The sequence below is a fragment of the Mesorhizobium sp. M1E.F.Ca.ET.045.02.1.1 genome (assembly GCF_003952485.1).
GTDB lineage: Bacteria > Pseudomonadota > Alphaproteobacteria > Rhizobiales > Rhizobiaceae > Mesorhizobium.
The window spans coordinates 6,694,745-6,719,006 of the sequence record NZ_CP034447.1 but is presented as its reverse complement, the minus strand read 5'-3'; the positions used below and the strand labels follow the sequence as shown (position 1 = coordinate 6,719,006).

The following is a 24,262-nucleotide window of genomic DNA, read 5'->3' as shown; positions in this document are numbered from 1 at the left end:
GATACCGATGTCGAAGCTCCCCTATTGATGTGGTCGAAGGAATCGCCGTCCAGATCAACGTTCTCGCCCCGATGCGGGTTGGAGGCCGGCGGCGGCGATGCCGGTAGAGACGCGGGCGAAGACGGCAAGTATGAAGACACCGGCTTGCACGCCGCCTGCGGGCCGCCGATCTGGTAGTGCATGAGCCAGATCCAGACCAGCAGAACCAAGAAGGTGAAGTGCATGCGGATGGTCGTGCCGGCGATCGTGCCCAGGTTCAGTGACCAGCCCAACACCTGTTGGCATAATTGTCCAGCAGCGCTTCACATTTGGCGGCGTTTTATGTCGATTGATGCTCGACCAGGCGTTCTTTAGCGCGACAGCTTGTCCCTAATCGTATCAATCAGCTTTTCGGCTGCGGCACGCCCAGCATCAATGGCTTCTTTCGCTCGGTCGAAATCCATAAGGTTGATCGAGGTAACAGCTGGAGCGATCAGCACGTGCGGCGGCTCGCCGGCTAAGCGCGAGCGGGTGATCCTCTCCTGCATGATATTAAGCGCGTTGACGAGTACGTCGAAATAGCCGGGGGATTGGGGATCGCCCTTTACGAGGTAGGGCAAGATGCGTTCTGCAGGGTTGCGCATGGCGGCTGGTATCTGGCCCAGCAGCTGAGCTACCCGCGCCGCACGTACGGCCTCCCCGTCGATGCCGAGACCAGCGCGCAGCTTCTCCCTCCGCCGCCCGAGAAGGCCCTCACTGACACTAACGGCGATGATAAAGTCCGCACCGAGCGCGCGGCAGGCAGAGACTGGAACTTGGTTGACCAGCCCTCCATCGACGAGCCACCGATCGTCGAACAGCACCGGGCTGAGAATACCCGGCATGGAGATGGAGGCCCGTATTGCTCCAGCAACTGATCCTTTCTCCAACCAGATCTCGCGCCCGTCGGCTAGGTCAGTTGCGATCGCCACGAAGGCGACAGAAAAGGATTCGATCGGCTGGTCTATTCCCAATTCCTCCAAGAGGTTCTGGACCCGCTGTCCCTCGATGAGGCCGCCCCTTTTGAGACTGATGTCGAGAAGCGACATGATCGTACGTCGATCCACTGCTTCGGCCCATCTGCGCAAAACGTCGAACCTGCCGGCCGCAAAGGCCCCGCCCACCAGCGCTCCCATGGAGGTGCCGGCGATGGCCATCGGCTCGATACCGGCTTCGAGCAGTGCTTCGATGACGCCAATGTGCGACCAGCCGCGCGCCGCGCCGCCTCCGAGTGCCAAACCTATTTTGTGGGGAGCCATCTATTAAGCCCTCGCCGTGCAATCTAACCTATTCTCAGCGTTTGAAAGGGAGGCTCCGGCTGGTCACAATCGGAGTCAAGCGCGTTTGCCAGGAATTTCTTGCTTGATGGGCAATGCCATCGACAGCCGGTGGCGAAAACTTTGCGCCGACGCGCCGCATACATTCACTGGAAAAATCCGTGATTGCCGTTGATCCGACCCGCACCCATGACTAATTGGCAGGTTGCGGACCGGGCCCTCTGGCGGACGCTGGTGAAGCTCCGTGATGTCGGACCGCATCGGAACGATCCGATGCCTTGACAGTCCGGCACTCGACGCAACAGGCACGTACGATCGCTCCGATCATCAGTGATCAAGAGGAGCGATACCATGGATTTTTTCTTCGTCGACTGGCTTGGCACGCCTGCCTGGTTCTGGCTGGCCTTTCTCGGCCTCGTTGTCGCGCTCACCGCATTTGATCTCGGCGTCCTTCACAAGGAAGCTGGTGCGCCAGGATCAGGCGATCGCCAGAAACCTCGATCGGCACGGCAAAAACGGCTGACATGCGCGAGCGAGTCTTGCGGTGCCGCTATTCGGTGGGACGCCGGATACGCTCGACGTGGCTAGCGGCGGCGATCACGCAAGGCGACCATTGCGGCAATCGTGGTTGTGGCGGTGACACGTCAGCATGTGGTCGTTGGATTGGCAGATGAAGATGTCGATGGACCCGTCGGCTTCGACAGCGCCGCCCAGCGCAAGCGAGAGTTCGCCGCCGACATGGCGCTCCAGTCCCACGCCTTGCGCATGGCCGCGGAGGGTGCCGTCACCGCATACGAGCAGGTCGTCGGCGAGGCCTGGAAGCCCTTCGAGCGCGCGATCGAGAATCCTGGCAAGACGGTCGACCGGAAGGCGGCCGAGCTGCAGATGGCGGCTCTCGGATGAGCCGCCGAGGGCGGGGCTTCGGCCCCGCCACTTATCGGGCGTGTGCGACAGCGAGATCGATTTGAAAACGGGTGGTTTGCGCCTCATGGCAGTCTTTCCTACGATCCCGCCCATTCACCAAAAGCGGTCATCGCTATTGCAGAGGCCACAGGCAGCTTGGCGCCCAATTTCGGACGCTCAAGCAAGTTTGAACAGCTCCGGAAAGCGGACATATCCTGTATTGGCTCCTTCGTTTTGACTTTCTGATCGTCCGCAAATCCAAGCGGCCCCAAGTTATGACAAAACTCGGCTCGGCTTCAGATCACCGCTTTCTATCAAACGGATCAAAGTGCGGCGCGCTCACTTCTGCCCTCCAGCGATTGAGCGCTTCCTGCTGCCACGCTCCCGCTCGAGCCGGTAGACGTCGGGCAATGGTTGCCAGTCCTTCGGCGTCAGCCGCATGCACCATTTCTCGCGCCTGTAGCCCCAGTGCGCTAGCCCGACCATGTCGGACCCGTCAAACCACACTGACACGTTGAGCTTGGGAAAATGCGGGCACCTGGCCGCCCACCAGACCTTGTCGATGTCGGCCTCGCCGTTGCCTTCCTTCCATGGCGTCCAGCCGCGGCTAGGTCGTTCGGTAAGCTCATCGTCACGCATCGGGTCTCCTCCGCTTGTCTGGCGTCACCGCATGATTCGTGAATTGTAGGTTTCGATCGTCGCGGCCGGCGTTTCGGCACTCGTGACAGTAGATGATTTCGATCAGATCCCAGTGCAAGCACCCATGGTCCGGCCCGAGCCGCTTCACCAGCTCGGCGACGTCTAAATGAGCTTTTCGCTTGCAGGTCAAGCAGTCGACCGAGAGACCTGTGCCAGCCTCCAGCTTCTTGCCAAGCGTGTTTTCTACGAAGGGGAATTTCATTGTCATTGGCGATCTCCGAAAATGAGGTCGCCGCACCAGGGAGGATTATATTCCTGATCGCCTGGCATTTGCCAAGGGCAGGCCGCCGTCTCAATGGAATAAGGGGCTATATGCTTCGTTTATTCGGACCAATGCGCTTGGAAGTCTGAACCTCGGTCGATTTGCGGGCCTGCTGGCAAATCAGACAGTCTCCCGATCGCGCCGGCTGATAAACCCCAAGCCCCCGCCCATCAGTCGGCGCATAGCCCGGCTTGCGAACCTCAATCATAACCCCAAAAGCAAGCCGGGCTCATCTAGCGCCGAGGCCGAACTTAGAAGCGCCGGCCGCCGCGCCGTAGGGCAAGATGCGCTGTTTTGGATAACCAGCGCGCGCTGGCCTGGTCTTGTACTGGCCTGGGTTTGCCAATGTCCCGTTTCGGCACCAAAATGCTGGCACCCGCCTTGCAACTGAAGAGATTGCCGGTGCTAATCCTCCCACCGGGTCCTGATCGGGGGATCAGGAAATAAGCTCTCGCCGGGCTTGAGGTGCTTGGGGTTCCTCGCCCGGCGAGTCTTTCTTTCAGCGCAGCACCAGCGCGCCGACGACCTTGCCGCAGGAAAAAAAGGCGCTATGTTTCGAGCGTCGATCTTGTTGAACGAACGTTGTTTTCGCGCATTGGCGCCCTGACGATTTTCTCTCAATTTCGAAAAACTGGGACGTTTGGTCAGGCGGCCAAACGCGATGATTTGCATCGATTTGAAAGGAAATCGTATGGCTACTGGGACAGTGAAGTTCTTCAACGCCACCAAAGGCTTCGGCTTCATCGAAGTGGGCAATGGGCAGCCGGACGTGTTTGTCCATATTTCTGCTGTGGAGCGCGCCGGAATGCGGTCCCTCGTCGAGGGCCAGAAGGTGAGCTTCGACATCGTCAAAGATGCACGCAAAGGCAAGAGTTCTGCGGAGAACATCCAGGCAGCTTGACGCTGTGCGTCCCATGGCCATTGACCACGGATGTATTGGCAGCGGCCATTGAGGCGAACAGTGGAAGGTCGGGCATGTCCCGGCCTTTTTCGTTGTAAGGAGTTATTATGCCCCCCTCGATTCCGAATGGCGTTTTTAAGCCCAAAGCTTCTCCCGGCGAGGTGAAGCAGGACGCCACAACCAGGGCAGCCAAGGTGATCATTGAGAAGGAGGCCGCAGCGAGGGAGGCGAAAACCGAACGTTTGCGACGTGCGCGGCTTGCTAAAGAAACAGCCGAGCCGAAGACCCCGCCGAAGAAGCGCTAATCGGCGCTTTAGCGCTCCCACCTATGGAAGCCGAGTCGGCGTTAGTGGGGGCGTTTCCTCTGACGGTCCATGTCATTCAGGAAATCGGCCAAGTCGAGCGCCAGCCAGAAAGGCATGCTTTCGAGCAGGAGGCCGCAGATCTCGTAGGGAAGCCCGGTCATAACGTCGATCACCGAAAAGGTGCCGTCCGGGTCGCTTTCGATATCGTAACGCTCTGCCACCATCGGGCGAACATATACGGCAAATGAGGACTGTGGATAGTGACTGGGAATTCACTGTGGCTCAATCCGGGGCAAGACGTGATTTGCCTTGTGAGCGTGGCAGACCTAGCGTGCCCGTTTTAAGGGGGGCCGCTACACATGAAACCAGCAGCATCCAAGCCGGGGCCTTGTCGGCATTTTCTGGTAGTACCGCCGCATGGTGCCAAGTTCGACAACCTAGTGATGCTGATGAGGATCGAGGCCGGCCTGAACGCCGAGTTCGCTGGCTTTACGTTTGTCGTCACCACCGACGGACAGCGCTATGACGACTTCTTTCTGGTGCCAATACTCGGCACTGTGAACGACCCGGCCGCACCCCCTTTGCAGGTCAAGCCGGATGTCCAACTCTGCATGAACATCGCGAGCTTCCTTTCTCGCTACGTCAACGAGGAACGGCCCAGGCTGAACTGACAAAAAAGCCCGCCGACCGGAGCCAGACTTATATGCCGGCCAGCGACTACGAAGACGACGAGATCGGGATCATCTGTCCTGCCTGCGACTATGAGATCAGGAAAAGCATCGGCTGGATTCGCAGGCACGTACAGCTCGAATGTCCCGGTTGCGGGCAGGTGATCGACATCGAGAGCAGGAATTTCCGAATGCCCGGCCGGACACGCCCCCCCGCGATCCATGACGCTGATACAGCGGGGCGAGAGAAGCGCCCTCCGCAGTCGGCAAACAAGTGCGGAGAACCGGTGGCATCCCGCCGCTCACGCGGACGACGGCCTAAAGCTGCCTCCACTTTCGACAGTTCGTTGCGCCCCCGGCGCGGGCCGGCGCGGTAGCGGACCTTTTCCTTTTGGCTGAGGCAGCAGGCCTTCTCTCTGTGCGCGCTTCCTGGCCAGCTTATGTGCTCGTCTGATGGCTTCGGCTCGTTGCCTAGTCTTTCTCTCGGAGGGCTTCTCATAGGCCCGGCGAGCCTTCATCTCACGAAAGATGCCTTCACGCTGCATTTTCCTCTTCAAGACCCGAAGGGCCTGTTCGATATTGTTGTCGCGTACGAGTACCTGCATTGCATCTCCCTTGCTGTCCCGTCGCTTTGCACGGGCGTTGCGGTCTGCCAACCTGGCGAACCGTGAAACGCGCACCATAGTCCTTCTCACAGGAAAGACGACCTCCACCGGGGCCTGTGCATGCTACTTCTTCTTCCTCAGAAGACGCGCCTCGCGAAGAAGCGAGCTCGCATCTAAGCCGATCATACCGACAAGTTCACGAGCCTGGGCCTCGGTAATGCCCGTTTCCTTCATAAGGAACTGCACCCGAAATTCCTTCGCTGCCTGCAATTGCAGTTCGCGCTCTCGCTTGGTCTCGGCCATGGGATGGGCCTTCGCACGAGTCAGTTCTTGTCAGATGCCCTGACCGAGGGTTCTTGCCTGATTTGACCCGCTTTAGAATCTGGTGGGATTGTTCGATCAGGCGACGGCTTTCATCGATGAGGTGCTGTGTCTCATCAGAGCGTAACTCGGCGCGACGTCGAGCGCGGCGAATGCTTCGCAGATAGCTGTCACGGCTGTTGTCGTGGGCTGACATGCCCCCCAACGCCCGAATGCGCCGAATGGTTCAAAAGCTGGACCTGCAATGCGAGTGCGCAACTCTTCAACACTCTTGCTGCAATGCTCTTGCTGCGCTTTTGGAGGATGCGCTCATCCTCATCAGGCAGCTGGCACACGGCACGTGGACTAAAGGTTGGCAAAGCAAGGAATGCAAACCCGAGATGCCTTGAAGGACTCAACTATGTCCTGACCAAGGTGGTTGCGACAGGGCCAACGTCAACAGCCCGATGGCCACCTGGCGGAGCAGTTCCTATTGCTTCAAGCCACGCCTCGGCGGGCGTGGGATCCGAAAGCAGGGCCAAGGCTTCGGTCGGCGTTAGTCTTGGAAGCCGCTGCTGCCGACAAAAAAGCGACAGGCGGCGTTCTGGACGGCCACCGTCTTGCCGATGATGCTAATGATGTTGGTTCCTCCACTATCGGAGCCCACGCCGTCGACACTTGACGCCGGTTCCCGACGAAGCGCCCGGGCGCAAATCGGTCGCTGGATGAACGGTCGGCTTTCTAGCCCAGAGCAACCTGCCAGGTCTTGCATCGTGTCGGGACCAGATCATTGGCACAGTGACTCGTCGCTGCTAAAGACCCCTATTGCTCCGCTCCAAGACGAAGCCGGACCGAAGCCTCTAGGTCTTTGGCAAAACCAAGCGCCAACTGAAGAACCGTCGTTTCATTCGAAGCGACAGATCCTTGGCCCTCGATGGCGATCGGCAGTTCAATTTTGCCAGCGGGTGAGGTCACGCGAACATTAAATAGAAGCTGGCCACCGGGCCGCTCCTCAACTGTTATCAATTCGACAGTTGCCATTGTCACTTTCCCACTCGTCAGCCGATCCCCTGAACCCCAACCTTGCCTCGCTGGGAAATGCAGTTTTCGGCTCTAATCACGATGGCGGTTGTTGCGGTAGACACCTTTTGGCCAACGAAGGCCTGGTTCAAATCAGGCGGTTACGTTCCGCGAGTTCGCGTGCCCGCCTTAGAGTGCCGTCGGTGTCGGCGATCCTGCGCCTTGCTGCCTCGTCCGTTCTGATCGTCAGCCGCGCCGACATAATCTTGGATGATTTGGCGACGGCCACGATCATGATGGGCGGGGCATCTGGTGTTTTCATGGTTCTCATGGGTATTATCCTTTCAAGCGAAATGACTGCAGGAGGCAGTCGACATTCGGCGATTGCTCCATGACCGGGCCAGGAGCGCTGAACCGCAATATCGGCCTTGCCAATCAGGATTCCCGGCCGGCCTCTTCCCGCCGCTTGGCGTCCTGAATGTTCAGTTCGCCAACAATCTTTTCCGCCCGGCGCGTCTTGATCCCGACCATCATCTTCTTCTCGAACTTGGCAGGTTGGCCGGCGAAGATGTCGAAAACGGTCCAGCTATTCGGCTCGTCCATCCGCAGCGCGTAGCGGTTTGCCATGCTCGCATCTTTCTCGTTTTCGCCTCTCGACGAATGCCGACCGGGTTCAGGCTTTTATGCTGACGAAAACCGGGGCCAGCAGAGCGACGATCCAGAGCGCGACATATATCTTCAAGGCGAGTTGACCGTATGAAGAGAACGCCGCCCCCATGCGCGTCGCCACGTTCTCAATCCCATTCGCGCTAGCCCGCCCCGCCGTGACAACGAGCGGCGCCTTCGTGGCAAGCATACCGAACATCCGAGGCGGTTCACGCACGGACACGACCCCGGATATGCTCGGGATGCCAAGCTTCACGGTCGGCATGGCTATCGGGCGACTAAGCTTCAGGGGCAACTTCTTTCTTGTGGCGGAACGGGTGTGCATATCCTTCTATAAACCGCTTGCCTCGCGATAGATAGGAGCACCGAAATTATTTGCCACGCCCGCTAAGTTATCGGTCGGAATAATTGCGAGACTCAGAAAATATCGCCCTGGATGAGGTGAATTCCTGCCGATTTCTTGACCCTGTGTTTGGCTTTTTTATTTAACCAAGAAAAATAAAACGCCGCCACCGCCTTGTTCGCAGCGCAATTGGGGCGCATATATAAAATTCGTTGATTTGGTCGAGGTGGCTTTCGTCATAGTGAATCCTCGCCATCCGCCTCCGAATTTTCGATAGTGAATGCATTGCGCCGCTCCCGGCGCGGCGTCTCGCTTCGTTCGAACCCTGAAATGATGCTAGCGCTGACCACGGATGTACTGGCGGCATCGGACATTGTTTCGCGGGTTCGACTTCGAATTGAAGCGGAAGGCGCATGCGCGCTTCCGCAGAAAGCCGCAAGTGACCACTCGCACCACGCCGACCATCGTTCGCTTCAATGCGGCGTTTATGCTGCCGGGTTTCGATGCGCCGCAGCCGGCCGGAGAGTATCGCGTCGATCTCGATGAGGAGTCTCTCGAAGGGGCTTCCTGCACCGCATGGCGCCGCGTGGCCACGTTCATTCACCTGCCAGCGATCTCCGCGAAGGGGTCCACGCAGCAATTGGTGCCAATCGAACCGGCCTCACTCGAGGCGGCGCTCGACAAGGACCGGAGACAACCATGACCACCCTCATGCAACGCAACGCACGCCCCATCCAGCACGGAGCCCCGGCACGTCTTTTTGACATCGGACAGGCGGTCCGGCTGAAGGGCGGTCTCGGCCTCGGTCCGAATACCGGCGAAATCTACCGCATCACCCGTACCCTGCCGCCGAGGGGAAACTCGCCGCAATACCGCATTCGCAGCGACGCCGAACCGCACGAGCGGGTGGTGACGGAGGACAGGCTGGAGCCGGTCGACGAAGCGTCGGACGGCGGCATAATGCTCATCGAAAGGACATTCGGACATGGCCAAGGGACAGAAACGCTCGAACAGAGAGATCAGGAAGCCGAAGCAGGAGGAGCTTCCGGTGAAGCCTGAGAGTGCGTTCGGCCAAATCAAGGGCGCCGGCGGCACCCAAAGCAAGAGCAAAGGCTGACGGCAGGATGTTTGCGCGCGACAGGCTCGGATGAAGGTCGTGATCGAATTCTATCGCACGCGCGTTGCCGACGACGCGCACGCCGTCGTCGGCCGTGTGACCGTAGACGCGGCCGACCTCGACGCGGCGATCGAGATCGCGCGGCTTCTGGCAAGGACGCTGAACATGCCACAGTGGCCGGATGCCGTCGCAATCGCCGACGCCGACGGCCCGACGATCTATTCCAGCGTCATTGCCGCGCAGGCGGGCACAGACAAATGGCCGACATCATGAACGCCAGCAACCATCCCACCCATGTCGCGCGCAACGCCTGGGCACATCCGGGCCGGGAAGATGCAGGCGGCGCGCAGGCATGCGCCTTTAGGGACCATCAATATGGCCGCCGGGTCGAGCCCGATCGTTCCTGGACCGTCTATCACGTCTTCACCGGCATCCCGGCGTATGTGGACGGCGCTTTCATGATCGGGCTCAGCCGTTCGGAAGCGAACGAAAGCATGCTGTCCCTCAACCTTCGCAACAGCGAGCGCCGCAAGGAGAGGATCGCCGCGCGGTCAGTTCTTGTTGGCGTTCCCGAAATATCGGGAGGCCAATCATGACTCTAGCCTTCCCCAATCCCAGCCGTAGCTTCGATGAAGCGCGCAATGCCGTCTGCTTCATCGGCCATGACGGCATGTTTCAAATCCGTTTCTTCATCGAGGCAGAGGCGCTGGCCAAATCCGGCGTTGCCCTGGGTGGGAAGGTAAGCACCGAGACAGCCTGTCTTTCGGCATTTGACGCCTTACGGACCTCCATTCAGGATGTGGCCGGCAAGGTCTATGCCCGCAGCCGCCGCGACTCCTATACTTTGACCGCCGCCGATTTCCGGTAGCCGCATCCGGAATGCGATCAAGGCGGGTTGAATAATATGCCTACCACGCTCGTCTTTCCACGCAATCGGGCGTAGGGTGCAAGATGGCTGGCAAAAAATCCGGGTTCCCGTGGTTGTCTACATCGCCGGCCCGATCGGCTTCATTCTCATTGAGTCCGTCGCACAGGCATCCGATTTCCTGTTTGACCATTGGCCTGGAAACGACAGCCTGGCTTGGACGGACGCAATGAAGTGCTGCGCCGAAGATAGTGTTGCCGATGACGCGAGTGTCGCATTCCTCACCACGCTTAAGGGTGCGGGGACCAGCTACGATCGCACGGTTGAGATTTGCTGAGCTTGCGACAAGCGACTGCGCGGTTTTTAGCCACGTGCGCTGGCCGGATTGCGATCCACCATTCCAAATCTCAGCGAGCATTTTTGCTTAGCGAGACCACCATACCTGCATACGGAGAGTTCGAATGGCGATGAAGCCGAATTATCGATACGAGCGGAGTCAACGAGACAGGGCCAAGGCGGCCAAGAAAGAAGCCAAGCTTGCGGGGAAAGCTGCAAAGGAGAAACCTTCATCCGTAGAAAAGAAGGAAGCGCAGATGCCCGCTGCTGATGAAAGCTAAGGCATGGCGATGACAGAGCGCGAGACAGACAACTTCGAAATCGACGTAGAATGTCCCCGTTGCCATCATCAGGCAAAGACGCTCGTCGGCTGGATTCGTACTCACACCCAGATGGAATGCTCGAACTGCGGCGACATCATTGACATTGAAAGCAAGAACTTCAGGTGGCATGAACAGCGCTAAGGAAAGCCCTATGACGCCTTCCGAACCTCGGTCGCCGCGCCTTGCCGTTCTGATCGATGCCGACAATGCCTCGGCAAAGATTGCCGACGGGCTGTTCGAGGAGATCGCCAAGATTGGCGAGGCCAGCGTGCGTCGCATCTATGGCGATTTTTCCAGCTCGCGCTCGAAAGCGTGGGCAGACGTCCTTTCGAAGCACGCCATCATACCCCAGCAGCAGTTCGCCTACACGACAGGCAAGAACGCCTCGGACATCACGCTCGTCATCGACGCGATGGATCTGCTGCATAGCGGCCGGTTCGACGGTTTCTGCCTGGTTTCCTCCGACAGCGATTTCACCCGGCTCGCGGCCCGCATCCGCGAGCAGGGCATCGACGTGTTCGGCTTCGGGGAGCAGAAGACACCGGAGAGTTTCCGCCAGGCATGCCGGCGATTTGTCTATACCGAGAACCTGCTGCCGTCCGCGCCCGCGAACGAACCTGAGGCAGTATCGAGCATGAAGCCATTGCAGCCGCCTTCAGCTGCCGTGCCGATCATCCGGAAGATCATCGCGCAGATGGAAAGCGAGGATGGCTGGGTTCCGCTCGGTTCGGTTGGCACGCAGCTTGCCAATCTGGCTTCCGACTTCGATCCGCGCACCTTTGGTTTTCGCAAGCTGAGCGATCTCGTTCGCAAGACGAACGCATTCGAAATCGACCGTCCCGAGGGCGGAGCGTTACGCATCAGAATCAAACCGGAGGCAGCGCGAAGGGGCGGGCGGAAGACCTAATCGGTACGGTGCACGTTACGGAGTCCCTTGCAGGTTGGCTATCTATCGACCGCCTAGCTTTTCCATGTCCTCCCGGTCCTGTTCCGTTGGTCGAGCAGATCGATCAAGGCTTTGCCTTCGGGTGAGCCAGGTCCGCGGGCCATGAACGTCTCGATGTCAACCTCGGAAGGTTGACCGCCCGAGGCCCGGTTTGGCTCATGCCTCACGAAAATCTCGTCGCGCTCGCCGACCCCGACCAGCCAGCGGTCGCCGCTCGAGCTTGTGTAGAATGCCCGGGACGGGTTGGACATTAGAACGTCCTTTGGCCTGTCTGCCAACGACCTGACGAAGACGGTCGTCTTCCGTTTACTGCCCGACCAGAATACCAGCCTCGCGCGCCGCCAAAGCGAACGCCCGCCGAACGCTCGATATGGGCTTTTTGTCCGCGCTGGCATCGTGGCAGGCCTGGAGCGCGGCGCGATGTGACGGCCCACGCTTGCCCGGCCGCTTCCGAAGCAGAAATGACGAGCATTCATAGACGTCGGTGATGACCGTCTCGGGGTCTTGGGTGCTGGCCCGAACCGTCACCGGCTGAATGAATTTGGGATTTTGCATTGCTGTCCATAGGGCATTGCCACACGGATAGCGAGGCAATTCTATATCTCGCTCGGAATTCCCAGCCGAGCTCTTGGTGTTCGCGACCTTCTCCTCTTCGATCGACGAAACCCTACGCTTGATCTTGTTTGCGCAGACGGCATGCCGTCTTGGCGCTCGCAGAGAAGGAAACTTCCTCATCTCGCGCACGTTCACGGCGGAGCGACAGTGGAGGCGATGGCGCGCCTTCCGCGATGCGAGCCGTTACCAGAATGGCGCCTTTCCAGATGGCTGGCCCAGAACCAGACTGTCCGCTGCCGGCCCCCAAACTGCCAGTCAGCAACGCCCAATTGTCGTTATGAGTCGGGGCGGCGCCGATACCCGAAAGCTGCCCTTTGTTCATCAGGAGCGCTCACCAAAAATTCTGCGAATAATCTCGTCGGTATCTGCATCAAAACAGCGCCCATGGCTCAACAGGACTCGCCGGGGGCGCCAAGAGCGAATTCTTTCGGCAACGACCGCCGCTCTATGGCGCTGGAAGAGGAGCGGCAGACGCATTCCAAAGAATGTCCGGCCGTGCGGGTAAGCCATGCCGGAAAGCTTCGTGGCCGTCCTCCAAGGCTCATCCATTTTGTCCAGTTCCAGGTTGATGATCGTGTCCGCGAGGATGAGGCTTCGGGTTTCCCTGTGGAAGAAGATGAACTCCTTAAAATACCCACCGGGAAACAGCATCTGGTCTATGTCCGTGCGCCACTCCTCCGGCGGGGTCTGCCTGAGGTCGCGGTCAAATCGAACGCGGATATGCCGTGCTTTCGCTCGTTTGCGCACACCCGGCGACGCCCACGTGAGCGCCTGGGGAAACGCCTCCGCCCACTCTCCTATGTGAGCGTAATGGAACTGGTTCGGAGAAATGAGGTGGCGGACCTTCCCAAGCCTCTCAAGCTCGGTCGCCAGCTTGGTATCGAACTTAGTGGGCGAATGAAGGAACAGATCACCGTTGGACAATCGGACGACCGTCATCCGAGTGGGGTGCGGCAGTGGAAGCCTGACACCGGCAATGATCACGTACTCGAATGGTCCGTCAACGATGCCGATGTTCGGCCCGACGGCTTTGTAGATGTTGATCGGTTCATAGAGTGATGCGGCCATTGCGGACCCCACCCAACAATTGCATCCCCTCGCCGGCCTGTTCCGGCGGTGTCGTGAACGCAGTGCAGCATTAGCTCGCAGCTGCGTTCTCGAATATTGCAGCAGGCTCTCCAACCGAGCCAGATTTGGCCCGCTGCGATGAAAAGTGCGGCAACATAGGCTGTCGATCGGTTCCCTAGAAATTGTCAGGAATTGGAGTCGGTGTCTGGTGTCGACTGACCGTTCTCTTGCAGCACCTGATTTTGCAACATGTCGAGCGCACCAGTCGCAGCCGCTAAGTCAAGGTGCGACAGAACGAGACCGCCTAGCTTTGCGACCTCTCCGGTGGCGACATCAAAGACTTCCCACGACCCATCCGACCCTTCGCGCTTTGCATATTCCTTGCCCATGCGTTTAGCCTCGTCAAACCCAACGCCAGGACAAGGCGAAGGTTGCCGGTCAGAGAGCGGCAAGGTCGTTTGCTGACGATCGGCCGCTGTTACGGATGCGCTCAATATGGGGCAGTAGAGTCTCGCCGTTCTCTCGCCGGATCGTTCGCGTGTTTTGCGCTGATTTACGGGCGGCCCGACGGGAATCGGTGGGGTCGTCTTTGGAGGCGGCGGCGCCCGCCGCGTTCCATCAATTGGTAGTGGCGGCGGCCCGCAACGGATCCTGCTGCGCGAGGCCGCCAACCGGGTCATCAGTTGTCGATGGAACTCGGTGGCAACGCTCCTTTTATCGTGTTCGATGATGCGGATCTGGAGGATGCCATAGCCGGCGCCATGGTCGCCAAGATGCGCAACGGCGGAGAAGCCTGCACTGCAGCGAATCGCTTCGATGTCCAGCGCGGCATCTACGACGCATTTGTCCGCCGCCTTACCGAGGAAATGTCGTCGCTTTCAGTGGGGCCGGGTCTTGAAGCGAAGACCCAGCTCGGACCTTATTACAGCGACCGCGGTGGAGAAGGTCGATCGCTTATTGAAGGATGCCGTTGCCCGTGGGGCGCGTATCGAAACGGGCGGTAAACCGGGGTCTGGCGAGGGCTTCTTCTATCCTCCTACAGTGCTTGCTGACGTATCTCACGATTCCGATATTGCGAAGGAGGAGATCTTTGGACCAGTCGCAGCGGTATCGCCCTTCGATACGGAAGACGAGGCTGTACGGCTAGCGAACGAAACCGAGTATGGCCTCATATCCTACGTCTTCAGTGGTGATCTCAGGCGCGCCCTGAGCGTCGCCGAACGTATCGAAAGTGGGATGGTCGGCATCAATCGGGGCGTAGTCTCGGACCCGGCAGCGCCGTTTGGAGGGATGAAGCAAAGCGGGCTCGGCCGGGAGGGAGGGCATCATGGCCTGCTTGAATATCTCCAACCAAAATACATCGCGACCAACTGGTAGCGACATGACCAGACCCGGCAACTGGGATCGAAAACGGCCGGCACTGCGCTCACATATGGCAAAATTTGCGAGCAAAATGGCCCCAAAATTCCGCCGCCTGACAGAAAGACTGCAAGGAGGAGAAAATTGTCCAGGCGACGGCTCAGATATGGGAACTGCCAGGTCGGGAGCTATATATGGATTTGGCGAACCGGCGATCGAGTTAGGTCTCGCACGATCGGCCTGTCGGGCTGGAGTCCGTGTACGTCAAATCGATCTCGTCCGCATGAAGGGAGTGTGAATTCAAGCTGCTCGCGAGATTGGCCGATGAGGAGAGTCGTCTTCATTTGAAACCGGCTTCGACACTGAGCGACCGGGCGCTGCCCAAGACGAAGTAAAAGTGCCACCGAGTTTCCAATTGGACCATCGATGGAAAGTTATCGAAAACGGCATCACCGCCATGACAAGCAAGGGAGGATTTGCAAAATGGCTCCAATCGACCGTTCTTTCTCGCGCCGTCGGTTCCTTGGCGGCAGCGCCATGGCCGTCACGGCCGGTGCACTGGGCATGCCGTTCGTGCGAACGGCGCGCGCCCAAGCCGCGACCTTCAAGGCCGGCGTGATTACCTCGCTCTCGGGCGAGAACATTCTTGGCGGCAACCTGACCAAACAGGGCTATGACCTTTGGGCGGACGCGATCAACGCCAAGGGCGGCGTAGAGGTAGCTGGTGACCGCTTCAAGGTCGAGATGTTCTACGGCGACGACCAGAGCAGCCCAGCGACCGGTGCAGACGCCGCCGAGCGGCTGATCGTGCAAAACGGGGTCGATGTGCTGTTCGGTCCCTACACCAGCGGCTCGACCATTGCCGTACAGCCGATCTGCCAGAAGTACCAGGTGCCAATGATCTCTGGTTCGGCCGAATCGCCCAATGTCTGGAAGGCGAGGCCTGAGTTCAATTTCGGCATTATCCCGGCGGTCGATACAACTTCGGGCCTGTCGCTCGGCGTGCTGGCGAAGCTTTCCAAACCGGCCGCGAAGACCGTGGCTGTGATTAGCGTCAACGAACCGTTCTCGAAGGAGACGGGCGAAGGTTTTCGCGACGGCGCCAAGGCCGCCGGCCTCGAACTGGCCACCTACGAGCTGGTACCGCCGGAAGGGGACCTCACGCCGGTCATCTCCAAGATCGCGGCGCTCAATCCCGACATCATCGCGGTCGGTGGCCATGAGGAGGTACTGATCAATGTGGTCAAGACCTCGAAGTCGCTGAACTACCGGCCGAAGGCGCTGATCATGCACTACGGCATCACCAATCCGGCCTTCGCCCAGGCGCTCGGCGCCGATGCCGACGGCACGACGGGCGTGGTGGTATGGCTGCCTACCGTGTCCTACAAGGACGACGTATTCGGCACGGCCAAGGACTTCGCCCAGATAGCGCAGAAGAAATTGGGAGGCGAGCCGGACTATACGGCCGCCGCCTGCGCGGCCAGCGGTCTGGTGCTGGGCGATGCGCTGAAGCGCTTGGGCAAGAAGCCGGCGCTGACGCCGGAGAACCGGGTGGCGTTGAAGGATGCTATCGCCGAAACCGACATCCAGACCTTCTACGGGCCGATCAAGTTCGAGAAGGACGGCCCGCACTACCACGACAACATCCAGCCCGTGCCTGTCCTGGTCCAGATCCAGGGCGGCAAGACCGTCGCGGTCGGGCCGAAGGAGGCTGCGGCAGCCGACTACATCTACCCACTGCCGGCCTGGAAATAGGCGTGCCGGGCAGATGCGGACGGTTTCGCCGCCCGCATCTGCCGATGGGTGCGGCACCGATTGCGTATAGCTTTAAAACGATGGACCGTTCCGCTTCGCCCATCCGGGCTTGCCAGAATAATCCACCTTCCCGTTCCCTGACGAAAAACGGATGCCGCCTTGGATCTTTTTCTCCAGACCTTGCTGAATGGCCTTCTCATCGGCGGTGTCATCGCCACCTTTACCATCGCCTTCCAGCTCGCCTTCGGCGTGTTGCACGTCATCGACTTCGCGGTCGGCGGGTGGGTCGTGCTGGGCGGCTATCTCGGCTACTATATCACCGCATGGCTCGGCCTCGACGGCTTCATCGCGATCCCGCTGGCTTTCGTCGTGTTCGGTGCCCTCGGCTATCTGATCGGCCCGGTGCTTTACAATGTTCGTAAAAGCCGCACGGCGCGGCCGGAGTTGATGGCTCTGGCGCTCAGCTTCGGCTTGTTCACGCTACTGCGCGGCGGCATGCTGACAGCGTGGGGCTTCAATACCCGCAACGTCACAACCACGCTGAGCGGCGAAAGCCTGGCGATCGGCCCGGTCACGGTTCCGTTGATCCGGGTTGTGGCGGCAGTGTTCGCCGCGGCGATCGCCGGCGGGCTCTTCCTGTTTCTCTATCGCACCCGCTACGGACTGGCGATCCGCGCGACTGCCGAGAACCGGCACAACGCCGCGCTGATGGGCGTCAACATCGGGCGTTTGAGCGCCAATGTCTATGGCCTCTATGCCGGCATCACCGCCATGGCCGGTGTCCTGATGGGGGCGATCTATTCGGTCAATCCTGAGGTCGGCTTGCGCTACACACTGTTTGCCTTCTTCGTGGCCGTGCTTGCGGGTCTGGGTTCAGTCGAGGGCGCGCTGGTGGCGGCGCTTTTGCTGGGCGTCATCGAAGCTTTCGTCTCGACCTATGTCGGTTCCAGCTATTCGCTGCTGGCGATCTTCACCACGCTGTTTTTAGTTCTTTTGATATCCCCGCGCGGGATCTTGCGGCGGGGACTCTGATATGGCGCTGTTACCGACCAACCCGCAATGGCGAGGCCTCGTTCTCCTCGCCATCATCATCGTCGTGCTAGGCGTCCTGCCCTGGACGGTGAATAATTACTGGCTGCGCATTGCCACTGGCGCGCTGATGTGGGCGGGGCTCGCTTGCTCATGGAATATGCTGGGCGGATATGCCGGCTACATCAATTTCGGCCAGTCGGCCTTTTTCGGTCTCGGCGCCTATGTGACCGCGTTCCTGATGGGCGATCCGTTCGGCTTGCCTTTCTCGGCTACCATTCCCGCCGGCATGGTGGTGACCGCATTGTGCGCGATCATCATCGGCGCACCGACACTGAGGCTGCGTGGCGCCTACTTCGCCATCGCCACCTGGGCCTTTGCCGAGGTGCTGATCCAGTTCGCTTCGGCGATGGACTTCACCGGCGGCATCGGTGGTATCGGACTGCCCCCGTATCTCAACGAACGCTTCTTCTATTTCGCCATGGTCGGTGCTGCCGCGCTGACGTACTTCCTCACCTGGGCGCTGTTCGAGCGTTCCCGCTTCGGGCTGAAGGTGAAGGCGCTACGCGACCACGAGCCAGCGGCAGAGGCGATGGGCATCAACACGGCCCTGGTCAAGCTGCAGACTTTCGTGCTCAGCGCTGTCACGGCGTCCGTCTTCGGCGCCATCTTCGCTTACTGGGTCACCTTCATCAATCCGAAGTCTGTTTTCGGCGGCGACATCACCGACCAGATGGTGGTGATGGTGTTGCTGGGCGGCCTGGGCACACTGTGGGGACCGGCCATCGGCGGCGTCGCGTTGTTCGTCGTGAACCGGCTGATTTGGATGTATTGGGGCGACACCGCCTTCTACATCGCCATCCTCGGCACCGCCATCGTCTTGGTGGTGCTGTTTCTGCCGAACGGCATCGCCGGGCTGTTCGCAAGGCGCAAGAACGACGCGCTGGACAAGGTCCTGGACAAGCTGGCCGGCAGCGGTGGGGGAGGGCACCCATGAGCGGCGGGATGCAGTCGGCAGCCGATCCGATCCTGAGCGTGCGTGGGCTCTTTAAGCATTTCGGCGGCATCAAGGCCGCCAACGGCGTCGAGCTGGCGGTCGGGCGGCGCGAGATCGCCGGACTCATCGGCCCCAACGGCTGCGGAAAATCGACGCTGTTCAGCCTCGTCTCCGGCGCGGTGATGCCGGACAAGGGCGAGATCCGCTTCGACGGCCATGCCGTCGCCGGAATGAGCGCGCACAGGATCGCCCGGCTCGGCCTCGCCCGTACCTTCCAGATCCCGGCCCTGTTCGACAATATGACGGTGACTGAGAACCTTCTTGCGGCAGCGGCGGAAGGTCACTGGCAGGGCGCACACGAGCGCGCGGCCGAGACCCTTTCCCTCCTCAGGCTCGAGCATGTTGCCGACAATCGCGCCTCGGACTTGTCCGGTGGTCAGCAGAAGCTGCTGGAATTTGGCCGCGCCGTCATGCGGCAGGCATCGCTGATCCTGCTCGACGAGGTAACGGCAGGAGTCCACCCCAACATCCGCAAGATCATCCTGGAAGCGATTGCCCGTCTCCGCGAACAGGGCGTGTCCTTCCTCGTCATCGAACATGACATGGAGATGGTTCGCAACGTCTGCGACCGAATCATCGTCATGGATTCGGGACGGGTGGTAACCAGCGGCGCCTTCGAGGACATCGTGCGCAATTCTGAAGTCATGCAAACCTACCTGGGGCGCCCGCAATGAGCACGCTGGCCTCCGAGAACATCGTCACCGGCTACGGCAAACAGGAGATCGTTCATGGCATCTCGTTAACGGCCGAGCTCGGGAAAATCACTTGCATCTTCGGGCCGAACGGCTGCGGCAAATCCACATTGCTAAAGGCCATCGCCGGGGCGCTGCCGGTGTGGAGCGGCGCCGCCCGCCTTGGCGAGACCGTGCTGTCCAATCTGCCAGTGCACGAGGTGGTACGGCAGGGGCTGGTGCTGATGCCGCAGGGCGGCGGCGTGTTCCCGCGCCTGACGGTGATGGAGAACCTGCGCATGGGTGGTTACGCTATCGCCGACAAGCGGCTGGTGGAAAGGCGCATCGAGACATTGATCGGCCAGTATCCGTCGCTGGCTCGGCGGCGCAAAACGGCGGCCGGCGCGTTGTCGGGCGGCGAGCAGGCGATGCTGTCGCTGGCCCGCGCGCTGGTTTCGGAGCCGCGCTTTATCCTGCTCGACGAGCCTTCCGCCGGCCTATCGCCGGCCATGGTGATCGAGACGCTGGAGCGCATCACCACGCTGACGAAGCAAGGAATCGGCATATTGATGGTCGAGCAGAACATCCGTGAAGCCATGCCGATCGCAGACAAGCTCTACATCTTGGCCGCCGGCTCGAAACGCTTCGAGGGCAGCCCGCAAGACGTACGCGACGACCGTCAGATTATGGACATTTACATGGGTGGAGTCTGAAGTCTCGAAGCTGACGTCATCTTCCCAGTCGTCTAGGAACGACGCAGTCTTTTCAAGCCAAAGGGGCGAGGTGCGCGAGACGGTGTAATCGAAGGCGTCGAGATGCCGAACGGTGAGAAGTCTGCCCGGGATTTTTCTCCTCAGTTCCGGCTCGAAGTCATGGTCTGATATTGCTCCCTGGGGATCGGAAGGAATGACGGTCCCATATCTTCGCCCCTTTGATTAATACGCCCAGAATGCGCACCAGGATACGCATTGAATTCGACGAACCGACGCGTTCGTCGAAGCAAGATCGTTCCGTCTGCATGTCGTTGACGCGACGGATGGGATGTCGCCGCCTTGCTGATCAAGGCTCACACGGGCAAGGAAGTCGCCCGTACGCTCAACATCAGTCTACCCACCTGGTCCCGCAAAATGCAGGTCACGAGCGCGCCAGATTTGGTCCGCCGCCTCGTCTCTGGCTGAGGTTTGACGGACCTGGTGAAGCCGTCGCTGATGCGTCGAGCCCGGCAAGTGTCCTGCGCCACAGCTCCTCATGGGCGTCGTCGGTCATGTAGGCCGCGTGCGCTGTGAGCGTCACGTTTGTCGAGTTTGCGGTAGGCGCTTTCTCCAGGAATCGGTTCTTGCGGGAACACGTCCAAGCTTGCATGGTGCTCTATTGCCATGAATGCCGCGACGCCGGCCGCGATGACCGCAACCTGCATTTCAGCAACGATGCGGTGACGCCGAGCAAGCGCAAAGGCTGGACGCCTTGAAGCGGGAGCGGCCCGGCAAGCCAGTTCAGGAAGACCCGCCGGGCCGACCGGTGGCTGGAACTACCAACAAAACCGCGCACCGGCTGGGCGCATTTATATCAGCTCTCGGGAGAGCATTCCGTCATGCGAATGAAGGGGCCTGGCCTTACGGATTCACGAGCAGGCCAAGCCATAGCGGCCCGGCAAACTGGCGGGGTAGGCCAGCACTCTGCCGGGCCTGGCCGGTGTGGGTCGGGGGACGGGCACCGGTTGTTTGATAGTATATGCGCTATGGCTAATGTGCGCAGCATGCGAACGAAGGACACCTTGCGGGCGCCGCCGGAATCCGCTCTTCTACCTGTCGCTAGTCAAATTCGGATCGAGGTTCTGGTAGCGTCCCAAATGGCCGTCCGACTGGTGGTTGTCCTGGCGCTTCTTTCCGCCCTTCGCCTACGGATCGCGAAACTCGTGGAACGCTATGGCGGGTTGGCGATCGGCCTCTGCGTGTGAGCAACTGTCTGCTCAGGCCCGAACGCGCCGCCTTGAAAGCCCGAATCTAAGGCGGGTTAGCTGCAGCTGAGGCGGTCAGATAGAACATTAGGATGGGCTAATCGTTCATCCTTCCGCAGGAGGGAGATACGATACGCAAGCTCTGGAGTAACGTTGACGAGTGGATGGCCGAAGCTGATCGCTTCGCCGATCGCGAGTTGAATAATCTCACAGACCATCAGCTCTACCAAAAAGCCAACGATCTGCTCGCGGCGCGGGCAATCCTGCGCGAGTTTGAGGCAGAATGGTATGGCCGGCTGGAAGTTCCTTAGTGTCAGGGCGGTAGGATAAGCAGCACTATCGCAATGCGCAGGCCTTGGACGAAACGCCAACCTTCAGCGTTGCGCCGGTCAGGCCGGCACCGGCCGCAGCAAACAGAAGTTTCTCACCCGGTCGAAAGGGACTCCGGACGGCGCTCAACGCGAGCGCGCGACCTCCCGCTCGTGATCCCTGCTCACCACACGCGCCCATCTCGCGCAGCGGGCTCGTTCAACGGCCCCAATCAGACGTTCGATACATCGCTGGTATATGACGTTTGGCGCATCTCTGCTTAAGCAAAAGCCCATTCCGTATCGGCCGTGGTGATCACCTGCTCTTGCAACCGTCGGTGAAGCTCTTGCCACGACGTGTCCGAAACAAAGCTGGTCATGCGTCCACAGGCTTCAGTTAAAGGCATATTGCGGAAGCGGTCGATGATATCGCTGGTTTCGCAAGTGCGTTCATTTCGGATTAATTCGAAAGGGTCGACATCGCATTCAATTACTCGATGTCCCCAAGCGCCCGGTATGTCGTCTGTCGCGAGAGCGTGTCGAAGATCGCTATCCCCCCCGGCGGCTTCCAGCGCTCGGTACAAGACGTAGCGCATTAAGGGAAAATAGACCGGCTGATGACTCCCACCTAGAGCGCGCACGCCCGGCAAGATCGACAAGACTAGAAACATGAGGAACAGGTTGGGGACCAGGCTGCGGTTTGCCAGTTGCTCGACGATATCGGGAGCAGCGAAGCGAGCCACCTTCGTTCGGGTTGCCACATTGATGAGTTCGCCACCCACCAGCCGCAATGGCAGCCGCCTGCCATTTTCATAGAACCAAAAGAAATCCGTACCGCGAGCGAGCCAGCCACCCCACGGGCCTGCCAGCTTGTCGATTTCGGCAAGGATGTTCATTGCGAGCTTTGGGTGGTCCAGCAGCCTCGCCCGTAGCCAGGAATCCTCCTCGGACAGGTGGTCCCCCACCAAATCGGCCATGTCCTCGTCATCGATCTGCAGGAACGCAAAACGGTCTCCGAAGAGTTTTGGCCAAAGGCTGAGATTAGCTGCCTTGATGGCGTGAGCCGGCCGCTCGAATTGGCCCTTCGGCATGAGGTTTTGAAGTAGCGTAAGCGCGTCTCCCTCAGCGCCTTGCTCCGCCGGCACCAGTTCCAACCGATAGGATCCAGGCCCGGTCAGGAGGCTGAATCCGATCATGCGGTTTCGGCTGAGGCCGAAGACGTTGATCGACCTCCTGTCCACCGTCAGCCAGCCAGGGCCCTTGCGAGCCTTTTCAACGAGGCTCACCGTCGAAACAGCATAGGACACGTAGGTCGAGCAACCATGAGCCGAGAGGCCAACGAAGCTAAGAACATGCGTGTAGTGGCGGCCAAGGTTACATACTCCTTGCCGGCGATCATTTCGGCGACCAACCGTCCGCATCTCGCTCCTTGCGTAGGCCCCGTGCCTCTTTCAGCTTTGCCGCCGTCCGCCTACCGCGCTCCTGCATCATCTCCTGCAGGCGATCGAACGGAATGGTCGGCACGAAGTCAACCGAGGCGAGGCCACCGTTAACTTGGTAAGTGAAGCTGAGCCTCATAGCCCCGACCAGTGTCACCTGCCGGCCAAGAAAGGACGCGAGCTCGTTGAGGCCGTGGCCGCCGACGATTTCCGAATAGTGACATTGCTGACCAGCTGCTCATAGCCCCTCCACCACATCAGCTCCCCAAGACCCCGCGACGGGACCGAGTCATAGGATCGGGCCGAGGCCGCATACCTTGCAAGAAAGTCTTCATCATACAGGATGCTGTGGTCACCTCGCGCCCAGTTGATTTCCGCATTGCCCTTCTGGTTGATCCGGGCGTCCAGAAAGACCCTGGGTTTCCTGTTCTCATCGCGCACAGCGGCGCTCCAGTTGGGTGGATCTGTCAGGATGGCGACATGCTCCCTGTTGAGGCCGCAGTCGTAGCCATCCCAGTCCAGCATCCACGCGAGTTCCTCGATCAGCTTGGATGTTCCGGCACGCTGGCGCTCACACGCCAAAGCCAGATAGTCAGAGCTCGAGATGGAAGGATCGAATGGTTCAGTCATTGTTAAAAAAAGTCCTGTGGAGAGAGCAGCTTGGGCGCCGTGGATTTCTGCTGTCAGATCGCTATGTATGTTAGGAGCGAGTCATCCGTTCGTATTGGCCCACGATGTGATGGTAGACTTCCGGGGCTTTGTAGCCGGCGTCCGCCATCAGGGTTGCTGCACGTTGCAGGGTTTCGATCGTTGGCTTGAGGGCGTGGGGATTCTCGTCGTCCTAATGCAGGTCCAGCTCTGAGGAGAGCACCTGAAGGAGAGCGGTCAGCACGTTTGCCGTTGTTTGGTCGAAGGTCATGCCGTGGGTTCCTTTGTAAAGGCAGTCGTTAATCAGAAACAGTGCGTTAGTACTGTCTGCGATACATAAGTACCGAAAAGATGACTTCAATGGGCCGCGCAAGATTTTTTTGCTGGAGAATGTTTGGGTGACCGAAACCGAGTGGGAGCGGCTGATAAGTGGTGTGTTGAAGGCTGAGCTAAAGCTCCGGGGCCTCAGCTACGCCGACCTCGCCGATAAGTTGGCTGCCATCGGCGTAGAGGAGAAAGTGCCCAACATTCGCAACAAGTTGTCACGCGGACGCTTCACCGCCGTTTTCTTCGCCCAGTGCCTCAAGGCGATAGGTTCGCAAAGGCTGAACCTAGACTGACCTCGTGAGCAGGATTGCGCCTGCGCATGGGACACCGCTCCTCCGGTGCCTTCATCCTGTCAGCTCATTCACATAGGGCAGTCGCAGCCATGGGCGCTGGTGCGCGAGCCGGCCCAGGCGTTGGCGCCAGGGTGACTGCGCCGTTCATCGGCACTCTAGGCCCACTGGAATCGTAGAGGGAC

The 24,262-nt window shown here is 59.8% G+C and carries 36 protein-coding genes and 2 pseudogenes; 22 read left to right on the top strand and 16 right to left on the bottom strand.

Annotated features, from left to right (window positions below; all coding sequences use genetic code 11):
* Nucleotides 1-350 precede the first annotated feature (350 nt).
* Nucleotides 351-1,277: a patatin-like phospholipase family protein gene (locus EJ070_RS32965; RefSeq protein WP_126095077.1), complete on the bottom strand. Its 927-nt coding sequence runs from the start codon at nt 1,275-1,277 to the stop codon at nt 351-353.
* Nucleotides 1,278-1,646: 369 nt separating this feature from the next.
* On the opposite strand from EJ070_RS32965, the gene EJ070_RS36690 reads away from it, so the two are divergent.
* Together EJ070_RS36690 and EJ070_RS37300 are read left to right on the top strand one after the other, a co-directional pair.
* Entirely contained in the window at nt 1,647-1,883 is a 237-nt protein-coding gene (locus tag EJ070_RS36690) for a hypothetical protein (protein WP_210211961.1), read from the top strand.
* Between the two features lie 81 nt (nt 1,884-1,964).
* Nucleotides 1,965-2,198, top strand: a pseudogene (locus tag EJ070_RS37300) (hypothetical protein); the annotation flags it as partial.
* A gap of 339 nt (nt 2,199-2,537) precedes the next feature.
* On the opposite strand, the gene EJ070_RS32950 reads toward EJ070_RS37300, so the two are convergent.
* Nucleotides 2,538-2,837 (bottom strand): hypothetical protein, encoded by a 300-nt coding sequence (locus tag EJ070_RS32950; protein WP_126095076.1) that lies wholly within the window; start codon nt 2,835-2,837, stop codon nt 2,538-2,540.
* Nucleotides 2,830-3,105 (bottom strand): hypothetical protein, encoded by a 276-nt coding sequence (locus EJ070_RS32945; protein WP_126095075.1) that lies wholly within the window; start codon nt 3,103-3,105, stop codon nt 2,830-2,832. Before EJ070_RS32945 ends, EJ070_RS32950 begins: the two co-directional genes overlap by 8 nt.
* A 745-nt stretch (nt 3,106-3,850) precedes the next feature.
* Between EJ070_RS32945 and EJ070_RS32940 the strand changes: the two genes are divergently transcribed.
* The gene (locus tag EJ070_RS32940) at nt 3,851-4,060 is read left to right on the top strand and encodes a cold-shock protein (protein ID WP_126095074.1); all 210 of its coding nucleotides are present in this window, start codon (nt 3,851-3,853) and stop codon (nt 4,058-4,060) included.
* A gap of 107 nt (nt 4,061-4,167) precedes the next feature.
* A complete protein-coding gene (locus EJ070_RS32935; protein WP_126095073.1) occupies nt 4,168-4,365 on the top strand; it encodes a hypothetical protein in 198 nt (65 codons plus the stop codon).
* A gap of 41 nt (nt 4,366-4,406) precedes the next feature.
* Here the strand turns inward: EJ070_RS32935 and EJ070_RS32930 are convergent, their stop codons facing one another.
* Nucleotides 4,407-4,589: a hypothetical protein gene (locus tag EJ070_RS32930; protein WP_126095072.1), complete on the bottom strand. Its 183-nt coding sequence runs from the start codon at nt 4,587-4,589 to the stop codon at nt 4,407-4,409.
* A 135-nt stretch (nt 4,590-4,724) separates the two neighbouring features.
* On the opposite strand from EJ070_RS32930, the gene EJ070_RS32925 reads away from it, so the two are divergent.
* Complete coding sequence (locus tag EJ070_RS32925; protein ID WP_126095071.1) at nt 4,725-5,036, top strand: hypothetical protein; 312 nt, start codon at nt 4,725-4,727, stop codon at nt 5,034-5,036.
* 299 nt (nt 5,037-5,335) lie between these two features.
* Here the strand turns inward: EJ070_RS32925 and rpsU are convergent, their stop codons facing one another.
* The 6 genes from rpsU to EJ070_RS32895 form a co-directional block, all read right to left on the bottom strand.
* Nucleotides 5,336-5,638: a 30S ribosomal protein S21 gene (rpsU, locus tag EJ070_RS32920; protein WP_126095070.1), complete on the bottom strand. Its 303-nt coding sequence runs from the start codon at nt 5,636-5,638 to the stop codon at nt 5,336-5,338.
* 123 nt (nt 5,639-5,761) lie between these two features.
* The gene (locus EJ070_RS32915) at nt 5,762-5,941 is read right to left on the bottom strand and encodes a hypothetical protein (RefSeq protein WP_126095069.1); all 180 of its coding nucleotides are present in this window, start codon (nt 5,939-5,941) and stop codon (nt 5,762-5,764) included.
* Between the two features lie 819 nt (nt 5,942-6,760).
* The gene (locus EJ070_RS32910) at nt 6,761-6,979 is read right to left on the bottom strand and encodes a hypothetical protein (RefSeq protein ID WP_126095068.1); all 219 of its coding nucleotides are present in this window, start codon (nt 6,977-6,979) and stop codon (nt 6,761-6,763) included.
* Nucleotides 6,980-7,106: 127 nt separating this feature from the next.
* Nucleotides 7,107-7,289 (bottom strand): hypothetical protein, encoded by a 183-nt coding sequence (locus EJ070_RS32905; protein ID WP_126095067.1) that lies wholly within the window; start codon nt 7,287-7,289, stop codon nt 7,107-7,109.
* Between the two features lie 104 nt (nt 7,290-7,393).
* Nucleotides 7,394-7,585, bottom strand: a complete 192-nt coding sequence (locus EJ070_RS32900; RefSeq protein ID WP_126095066.1) for a hypothetical protein — start codon at nt 7,583-7,585, stop codon at nt 7,394-7,396.
* Between the two features lie 46 nt (nt 7,586-7,631).
* Nucleotides 7,632-7,814 carry a hypothetical protein gene (locus EJ070_RS32895; protein WP_126095065.1) on the bottom strand — a complete coding sequence of 61 codons (183 nt, stop codon included), beginning with the start codon at nt 7,812-7,814 and terminating at the stop codon, nt 7,632-7,634.
* Nucleotides 7,815-8,406: 592 nt separating this feature from the next.
* Between EJ070_RS32895 and EJ070_RS32890 the strand changes: the two genes are divergently transcribed.
* The 7 genes from EJ070_RS32890 to EJ070_RS36550 all read left to right on the top strand — a co-directional run bounded on the left by EJ070_RS32890 (nt 8,407) and on the right by EJ070_RS36550 (nt 10,566).
* The gene (locus tag EJ070_RS32890) at nt 8,407-8,670 is read left to right on the top strand and encodes a hypothetical protein (protein ID WP_126095064.1); all 264 of its coding nucleotides are present in this window, start codon (nt 8,407-8,409) and stop codon (nt 8,668-8,670) included.
* Nucleotides 8,667-9,026 carry a hypothetical protein gene (locus EJ070_RS32885; protein WP_126095063.1) on the top strand — a complete coding sequence of 120 codons (360 nt, stop codon included), beginning with the start codon at nt 8,667-8,669 and terminating at the stop codon, nt 9,024-9,026. The genes EJ070_RS32890 and EJ070_RS32885 overlap by 4 nt, the downstream gene beginning before the upstream one ends.
* 88 nt (nt 9,027-9,114) lie before the next feature.
* Nucleotides 9,115-9,357 carry a hypothetical protein gene (locus EJ070_RS32880; RefSeq protein WP_126095062.1) on the top strand — a complete coding sequence of 81 codons (243 nt, stop codon included), beginning with the start codon at nt 9,115-9,117 and terminating at the stop codon, nt 9,355-9,357.
* Nucleotides 9,342-9,680, top strand: coding sequence for a hypothetical protein (locus EJ070_RS32875; protein ID WP_245464749.1), 339 nt, complete (start codon nt 9,342-9,344; stop codon nt 9,678-9,680). The genes EJ070_RS32880 and EJ070_RS32875 overlap by 16 nt, the downstream gene beginning before the upstream one ends.
* Entirely contained in the window at nt 9,677-9,952 is a 276-nt protein-coding gene (locus EJ070_RS32870) for a DUF1488 domain-containing protein (RefSeq protein ID WP_126095061.1), read from the top strand. Before EJ070_RS32875 ends, EJ070_RS32870 begins: the two co-directional genes overlap by 4 nt.
* 109 nt (nt 9,953-10,061) lie before the next feature.
* Nucleotides 10,062-10,286, top strand: coding sequence for a DUF982 domain-containing protein (locus tag EJ070_RS32865; protein WP_245464748.1), 225 nt, complete (start codon nt 10,062-10,064; stop codon nt 10,284-10,286).
* A 124-nt stretch (nt 10,287-10,410) separates the two neighbouring features.
* Nucleotides 10,411-10,566 (top strand): hypothetical protein, encoded by a 156-nt coding sequence (locus EJ070_RS36550; protein WP_189350210.1) that lies wholly within the window; start codon nt 10,411-10,413, stop codon nt 10,564-10,566.
* On the opposite strand, the gene EJ070_RS37295 is transcribed toward EJ070_RS36550, so the two are convergent.
* Nucleotides 10,516-10,887, bottom strand: a complete 372-nt coding sequence (locus EJ070_RS37295; protein ID WP_245464988.1) for a hypothetical protein — start codon at nt 10,885-10,887, stop codon at nt 10,516-10,518. The two genes, EJ070_RS36550 and EJ070_RS37295, sit on opposite strands and share 51 nt — an antisense overlap.
* On the opposite strand from EJ070_RS37295, the gene EJ070_RS32860 reads away from it, so the two are divergent.
* On the top strand, nt 10,799-11,515 hold the full coding sequence (locus tag EJ070_RS32860; protein WP_245464976.1) for an NYN domain-containing protein: 717 nt from the start codon (nt 10,799-10,801) through the stop codon (nt 11,513-11,515). The genes EJ070_RS37295 and EJ070_RS32860 overlap by 89 nt on opposite strands.
* 345 nt (nt 11,516-11,860) lie before the next feature.
* Here EJ070_RS32860 and EJ070_RS32855 read toward each other — a convergent pair whose 3' ends face one another.
* From EJ070_RS32855 to EJ070_RS32845, 3 genes are all read right to left on the bottom strand, one after another.
* Nucleotides 11,861-12,109, bottom strand: coding sequence for a DUF982 domain-containing protein (locus EJ070_RS32855; protein ID WP_126095059.1), 249 nt, complete (start codon nt 12,107-12,109; stop codon nt 11,861-11,863).
* 381 nt (nt 12,110-12,490) lie between these two features.
* Nucleotides 12,491-13,237, bottom strand: a complete 747-nt coding sequence (locus EJ070_RS32850) for a DUF4336 domain-containing protein (protein WP_126095058.1) — start codon at nt 13,235-13,237, stop codon at nt 12,491-12,493.
* Between the two features lie 185 nt (nt 13,238-13,422).
* The gene (locus EJ070_RS32845) at nt 13,423-13,626 is read right to left on the bottom strand and encodes a hypothetical protein (protein WP_126095057.1); all 204 of its coding nucleotides are present in this window, start codon (nt 13,624-13,626) and stop codon (nt 13,423-13,425) included.
* A 256-nt stretch (nt 13,627-13,882) separates the two neighbouring features.
* Between EJ070_RS32845 and EJ070_RS32840 the strand changes: the two are divergent.
* The 8 genes and pseudogenes from EJ070_RS32840 to EJ070_RS36545 all read left to right on the top strand — a co-directional run.
* Nucleotides 13,883-14,614: pseudogene (locus EJ070_RS32840) on the top strand (aldehyde dehydrogenase family protein); the annotation flags it as partial.
* 465 nt (nt 14,615-15,079) lie between these two features.
* On the top strand, nt 15,080-16,351 hold the full coding sequence (locus EJ070_RS32835) for an ABC transporter substrate-binding protein (protein WP_126095056.1): 1,272 nt from the start codon (nt 15,080-15,082) through the stop codon (nt 16,349-16,351).
* Nucleotides 16,352-16,510: 159 nt separating this feature from the next.
* Nucleotides 16,511-17,383: a branched-chain amino acid ABC transporter permease gene (locus EJ070_RS32830; protein ID WP_126095055.1), complete on the top strand. Its 873-nt coding sequence runs from the start codon at nt 16,511-16,513 to the stop codon at nt 17,381-17,383.
* Nucleotide 17,384: 1 nt separating this feature from the next.
* On the top strand, nt 17,385-18,377 hold the full coding sequence (locus EJ070_RS32825; protein ID WP_126095054.1) for a branched-chain amino acid ABC transporter permease: 993 nt from the start codon (nt 17,385-17,387) through the stop codon (nt 18,375-18,377).
* On the top strand, nt 18,374-19,111 hold the full coding sequence (locus tag EJ070_RS32820) for an ABC transporter ATP-binding protein (RefSeq protein WP_126095053.1): 738 nt from the start codon (nt 18,374-18,376) through the stop codon (nt 19,109-19,111). Before EJ070_RS32825 ends, EJ070_RS32820 begins: the two co-directional genes overlap by 4 nt.
* Nucleotides 19,108-19,821: an ABC transporter ATP-binding protein gene (locus EJ070_RS32815; RefSeq protein ID WP_126095052.1), complete on the top strand. Its 714-nt coding sequence runs from the start codon at nt 19,108-19,110 to the stop codon at nt 19,819-19,821. Before EJ070_RS32820 ends, EJ070_RS32815 begins: the two co-directional genes overlap by 4 nt.
* A gap of 623 nt (nt 19,822-20,444) precedes the next feature.
* Complete coding sequence (locus EJ070_RS37530; protein ID WP_281059634.1) at nt 20,445-20,576, top strand: hypothetical protein; 132 nt, start codon at nt 20,445-20,447, stop codon at nt 20,574-20,576.
* A gap of 653 nt (nt 20,577-21,229) precedes the next feature.
* Nucleotides 21,230-21,376, top strand: coding sequence for a hypothetical protein (locus EJ070_RS36545; protein WP_189350208.1), 147 nt, complete (start codon nt 21,230-21,232; stop codon nt 21,374-21,376).
* A 278-nt stretch (nt 21,377-21,654) separates the two neighbouring features.
* Here the strand turns inward: EJ070_RS36545 and EJ070_RS32810 are convergent, their stop codons facing one another.
* Entirely contained in the window at nt 21,655-22,680 is a 1,026-nt protein-coding gene (locus tag EJ070_RS32810) for a hypothetical protein (protein ID WP_126095051.1), read from the bottom strand.
* Between the two features lie 285 nt (nt 22,681-22,965).
* Nucleotides 22,966-23,442: a hypothetical protein gene (locus tag EJ070_RS32805; RefSeq protein ID WP_126095050.1), complete on the bottom strand. Its 477-nt coding sequence runs from the start codon at nt 23,440-23,442 to the stop codon at nt 22,966-22,968.
* A gap of 416 nt (nt 23,443-23,858) precedes the next feature.
* On the opposite strand from EJ070_RS32805, the gene EJ070_RS32800 reads away from it, so the two are divergent.
* Nucleotides 23,859-24,080 carry a DUF6471 domain-containing protein gene (locus tag EJ070_RS32800; protein ID WP_126095049.1) on the top strand — a complete coding sequence of 74 codons (222 nt, stop codon included), beginning with the start codon at nt 23,859-23,861 and terminating at the stop codon, nt 24,078-24,080.
* The last annotated feature ends 182 nt before the right edge of the window (nt 24,081-24,262 follow it).

Bases quoted from the DNA above. Each gene is read 5' to 3' on its own strand.
- EJ070_RS32825 (WP_126095054.1), top strand. From the start codon at position 17,385: ATGGCGCTGTTACCGACCAACCCGCAATGGCGAGGCCTCGTTCTCCTC.
- EJ070_RS32855 (WP_126095059.1), bottom strand. From the start codon at position 12,109: ATGCAAAATCCCAAATTCATTCAGCCGGTGACGGTTCGGGCCAGCACC.
- EJ070_RS32940 (WP_126095074.1), top strand. From the start codon at position 3,851: ATGGCTACTGGGACAGTGAAGTTCTTCAACGCCACCAAAGGCTTCGGC.
- EJ070_RS32900 (WP_126095066.1), bottom strand. From the start codon at position 7,585: ATGGCAAACCGCTACGCGCTGCGGATGGACGAGCCGAATAGCTGGACC.
- EJ070_RS32915 (WP_126095069.1), bottom strand. From the start codon at position 5,941: ATGGCCGAGACCAAGCGAGAGCGCGAACTGCAATTGCAGGCAGCGAAG.
- EJ070_RS32885 (WP_126095063.1), top strand. From the start codon at position 8,667: ATGACCACCCTCATGCAACGCAACGCACGCCCCATCCAGCACGGAGCC.
- EJ070_RS32950 (WP_126095076.1), bottom strand. From the start codon at position 2,837: ATGCGTGACGATGAGCTTACCGAACGACCTAGCCGCGGCTGGACGCCA.
- EJ070_RS37295 (WP_245464988.1), bottom strand. From the start codon at position 10,887: ATGCGACGCACGCTGGCCTCGCCAATCTTGGCGATCTCCTCGAACAGC.
- EJ070_RS32895 (WP_126095065.1), bottom strand. From the start codon at position 7,814: ATGCTTGCCACGAAGGCGCCGCTCGTTGTCACGGCGGGGCGGGCTAGC.
- EJ070_RS32835 (WP_126095056.1), top strand. From the start codon at position 15,080: ATGGCTCCAATCGACCGTTCTTTCTCGCGCCGTCGGTTCCTTGGCGGC.
- EJ070_RS32875 (WP_245464749.1), top strand. From the start codon at position 9,342: ATGGCCGACATCATGAACGCCAGCAACCATCCCACCCATGTCGCGCGC.
- EJ070_RS36690 (WP_210211961.1), top strand. From the start codon at position 1,647: ATGGATTTTTTCTTCGTCGACTGGCTTGGCACGCCTGCCTGGTTCTGG.
- EJ070_RS32930 (WP_126095072.1), bottom strand. From the start codon at position 4,589: ATGGTGGCAGAGCGTTACGATATCGAAAGCGACCCGGACGGCACCTTT.
- EJ070_RS36545 (WP_189350208.1), top strand. From the start codon at position 21,230: ATGGCCGAAGCTGATCGCTTCGCCGATCGCGAGTTGAATAATCTCACA.
- EJ070_RS36550 (WP_189350210.1), top strand. From the start codon at position 10,411: ATGGCGATGAAGCCGAATTATCGATACGAGCGGAGTCAACGAGACAGG.
- EJ070_RS32870 (WP_126095061.1), top strand. From the start codon at position 9,677: ATGACTCTAGCCTTCCCCAATCCCAGCCGTAGCTTCGATGAAGCGCGC.
- EJ070_RS32815 (WP_126095052.1), top strand. From the start codon at position 19,108: ATGAGCACGCTGGCCTCCGAGAACATCGTCACCGGCTACGGCAAACAG.
- EJ070_RS32905 (WP_126095067.1), bottom strand. From the start codon at position 7,289: ATGAGAACCATGAAAACACCAGATGCCCCGCCCATCATGATCGTGGCC.
- EJ070_RS32910 (WP_126095068.1), bottom strand. From the start codon at position 6,979: ATGGCAACTGTCGAATTGATAACAGTTGAGGAGCGGCCCGGTGGCCAG.
- EJ070_RS32845 (WP_126095057.1), bottom strand. From the start codon at position 13,626: ATGGGCAAGGAATATGCAAAGCGCGAAGGGTCGGATGGGTCGTGGGAA.
- EJ070_RS32820 (WP_126095053.1), top strand. From the start codon at position 18,374: ATGAGCGGCGGGATGCAGTCGGCAGCCGATCCGATCCTGAGCGTGCGT.
- EJ070_RS32945 (WP_126095075.1), bottom strand. From the start codon at position 3,105: ATGACAATGAAATTCCCCTTCGTAGAAAACACGCTTGGCAAGAAGCTG.
- EJ070_RS32805 (WP_126095050.1), bottom strand. From the start codon at position 23,442: ATGACTGAACCATTCGATCCTTCCATCTCGAGCTCTGACTATCTGGCT.
- EJ070_RS32880 (WP_126095062.1), top strand. From the start codon at position 9,115: ATGAAGGTCGTGATCGAATTCTATCGCACGCGCGTTGCCGACGACGCG.
- EJ070_RS32965 (WP_126095077.1), bottom strand. From the start codon at position 1,277: ATGGCTCCCCACAAAATAGGTTTGGCACTCGGAGGCGGCGCGGCGCGC.
- EJ070_RS32935 (WP_126095073.1), top strand. From the start codon at position 4,168: ATGCCCCCCTCGATTCCGAATGGCGTTTTTAAGCCCAAAGCTTCTCCC.
- EJ070_RS32925 (WP_126095071.1), top strand. From the start codon at position 4,725: ATGAAACCAGCAGCATCCAAGCCGGGGCCTTGTCGGCATTTTCTGGTA.
- rpsU (WP_126095070.1), bottom strand. From the start codon at position 5,638: ATGCAGGTACTCGTACGCGACAACAATATCGAACAGGCCCTTCGGGTC.
- EJ070_RS32850 (WP_126095058.1), bottom strand. From the start codon at position 13,237: ATGGCCGCATCACTCTATGAACCGATCAACATCTACAAAGCCGTCGGG.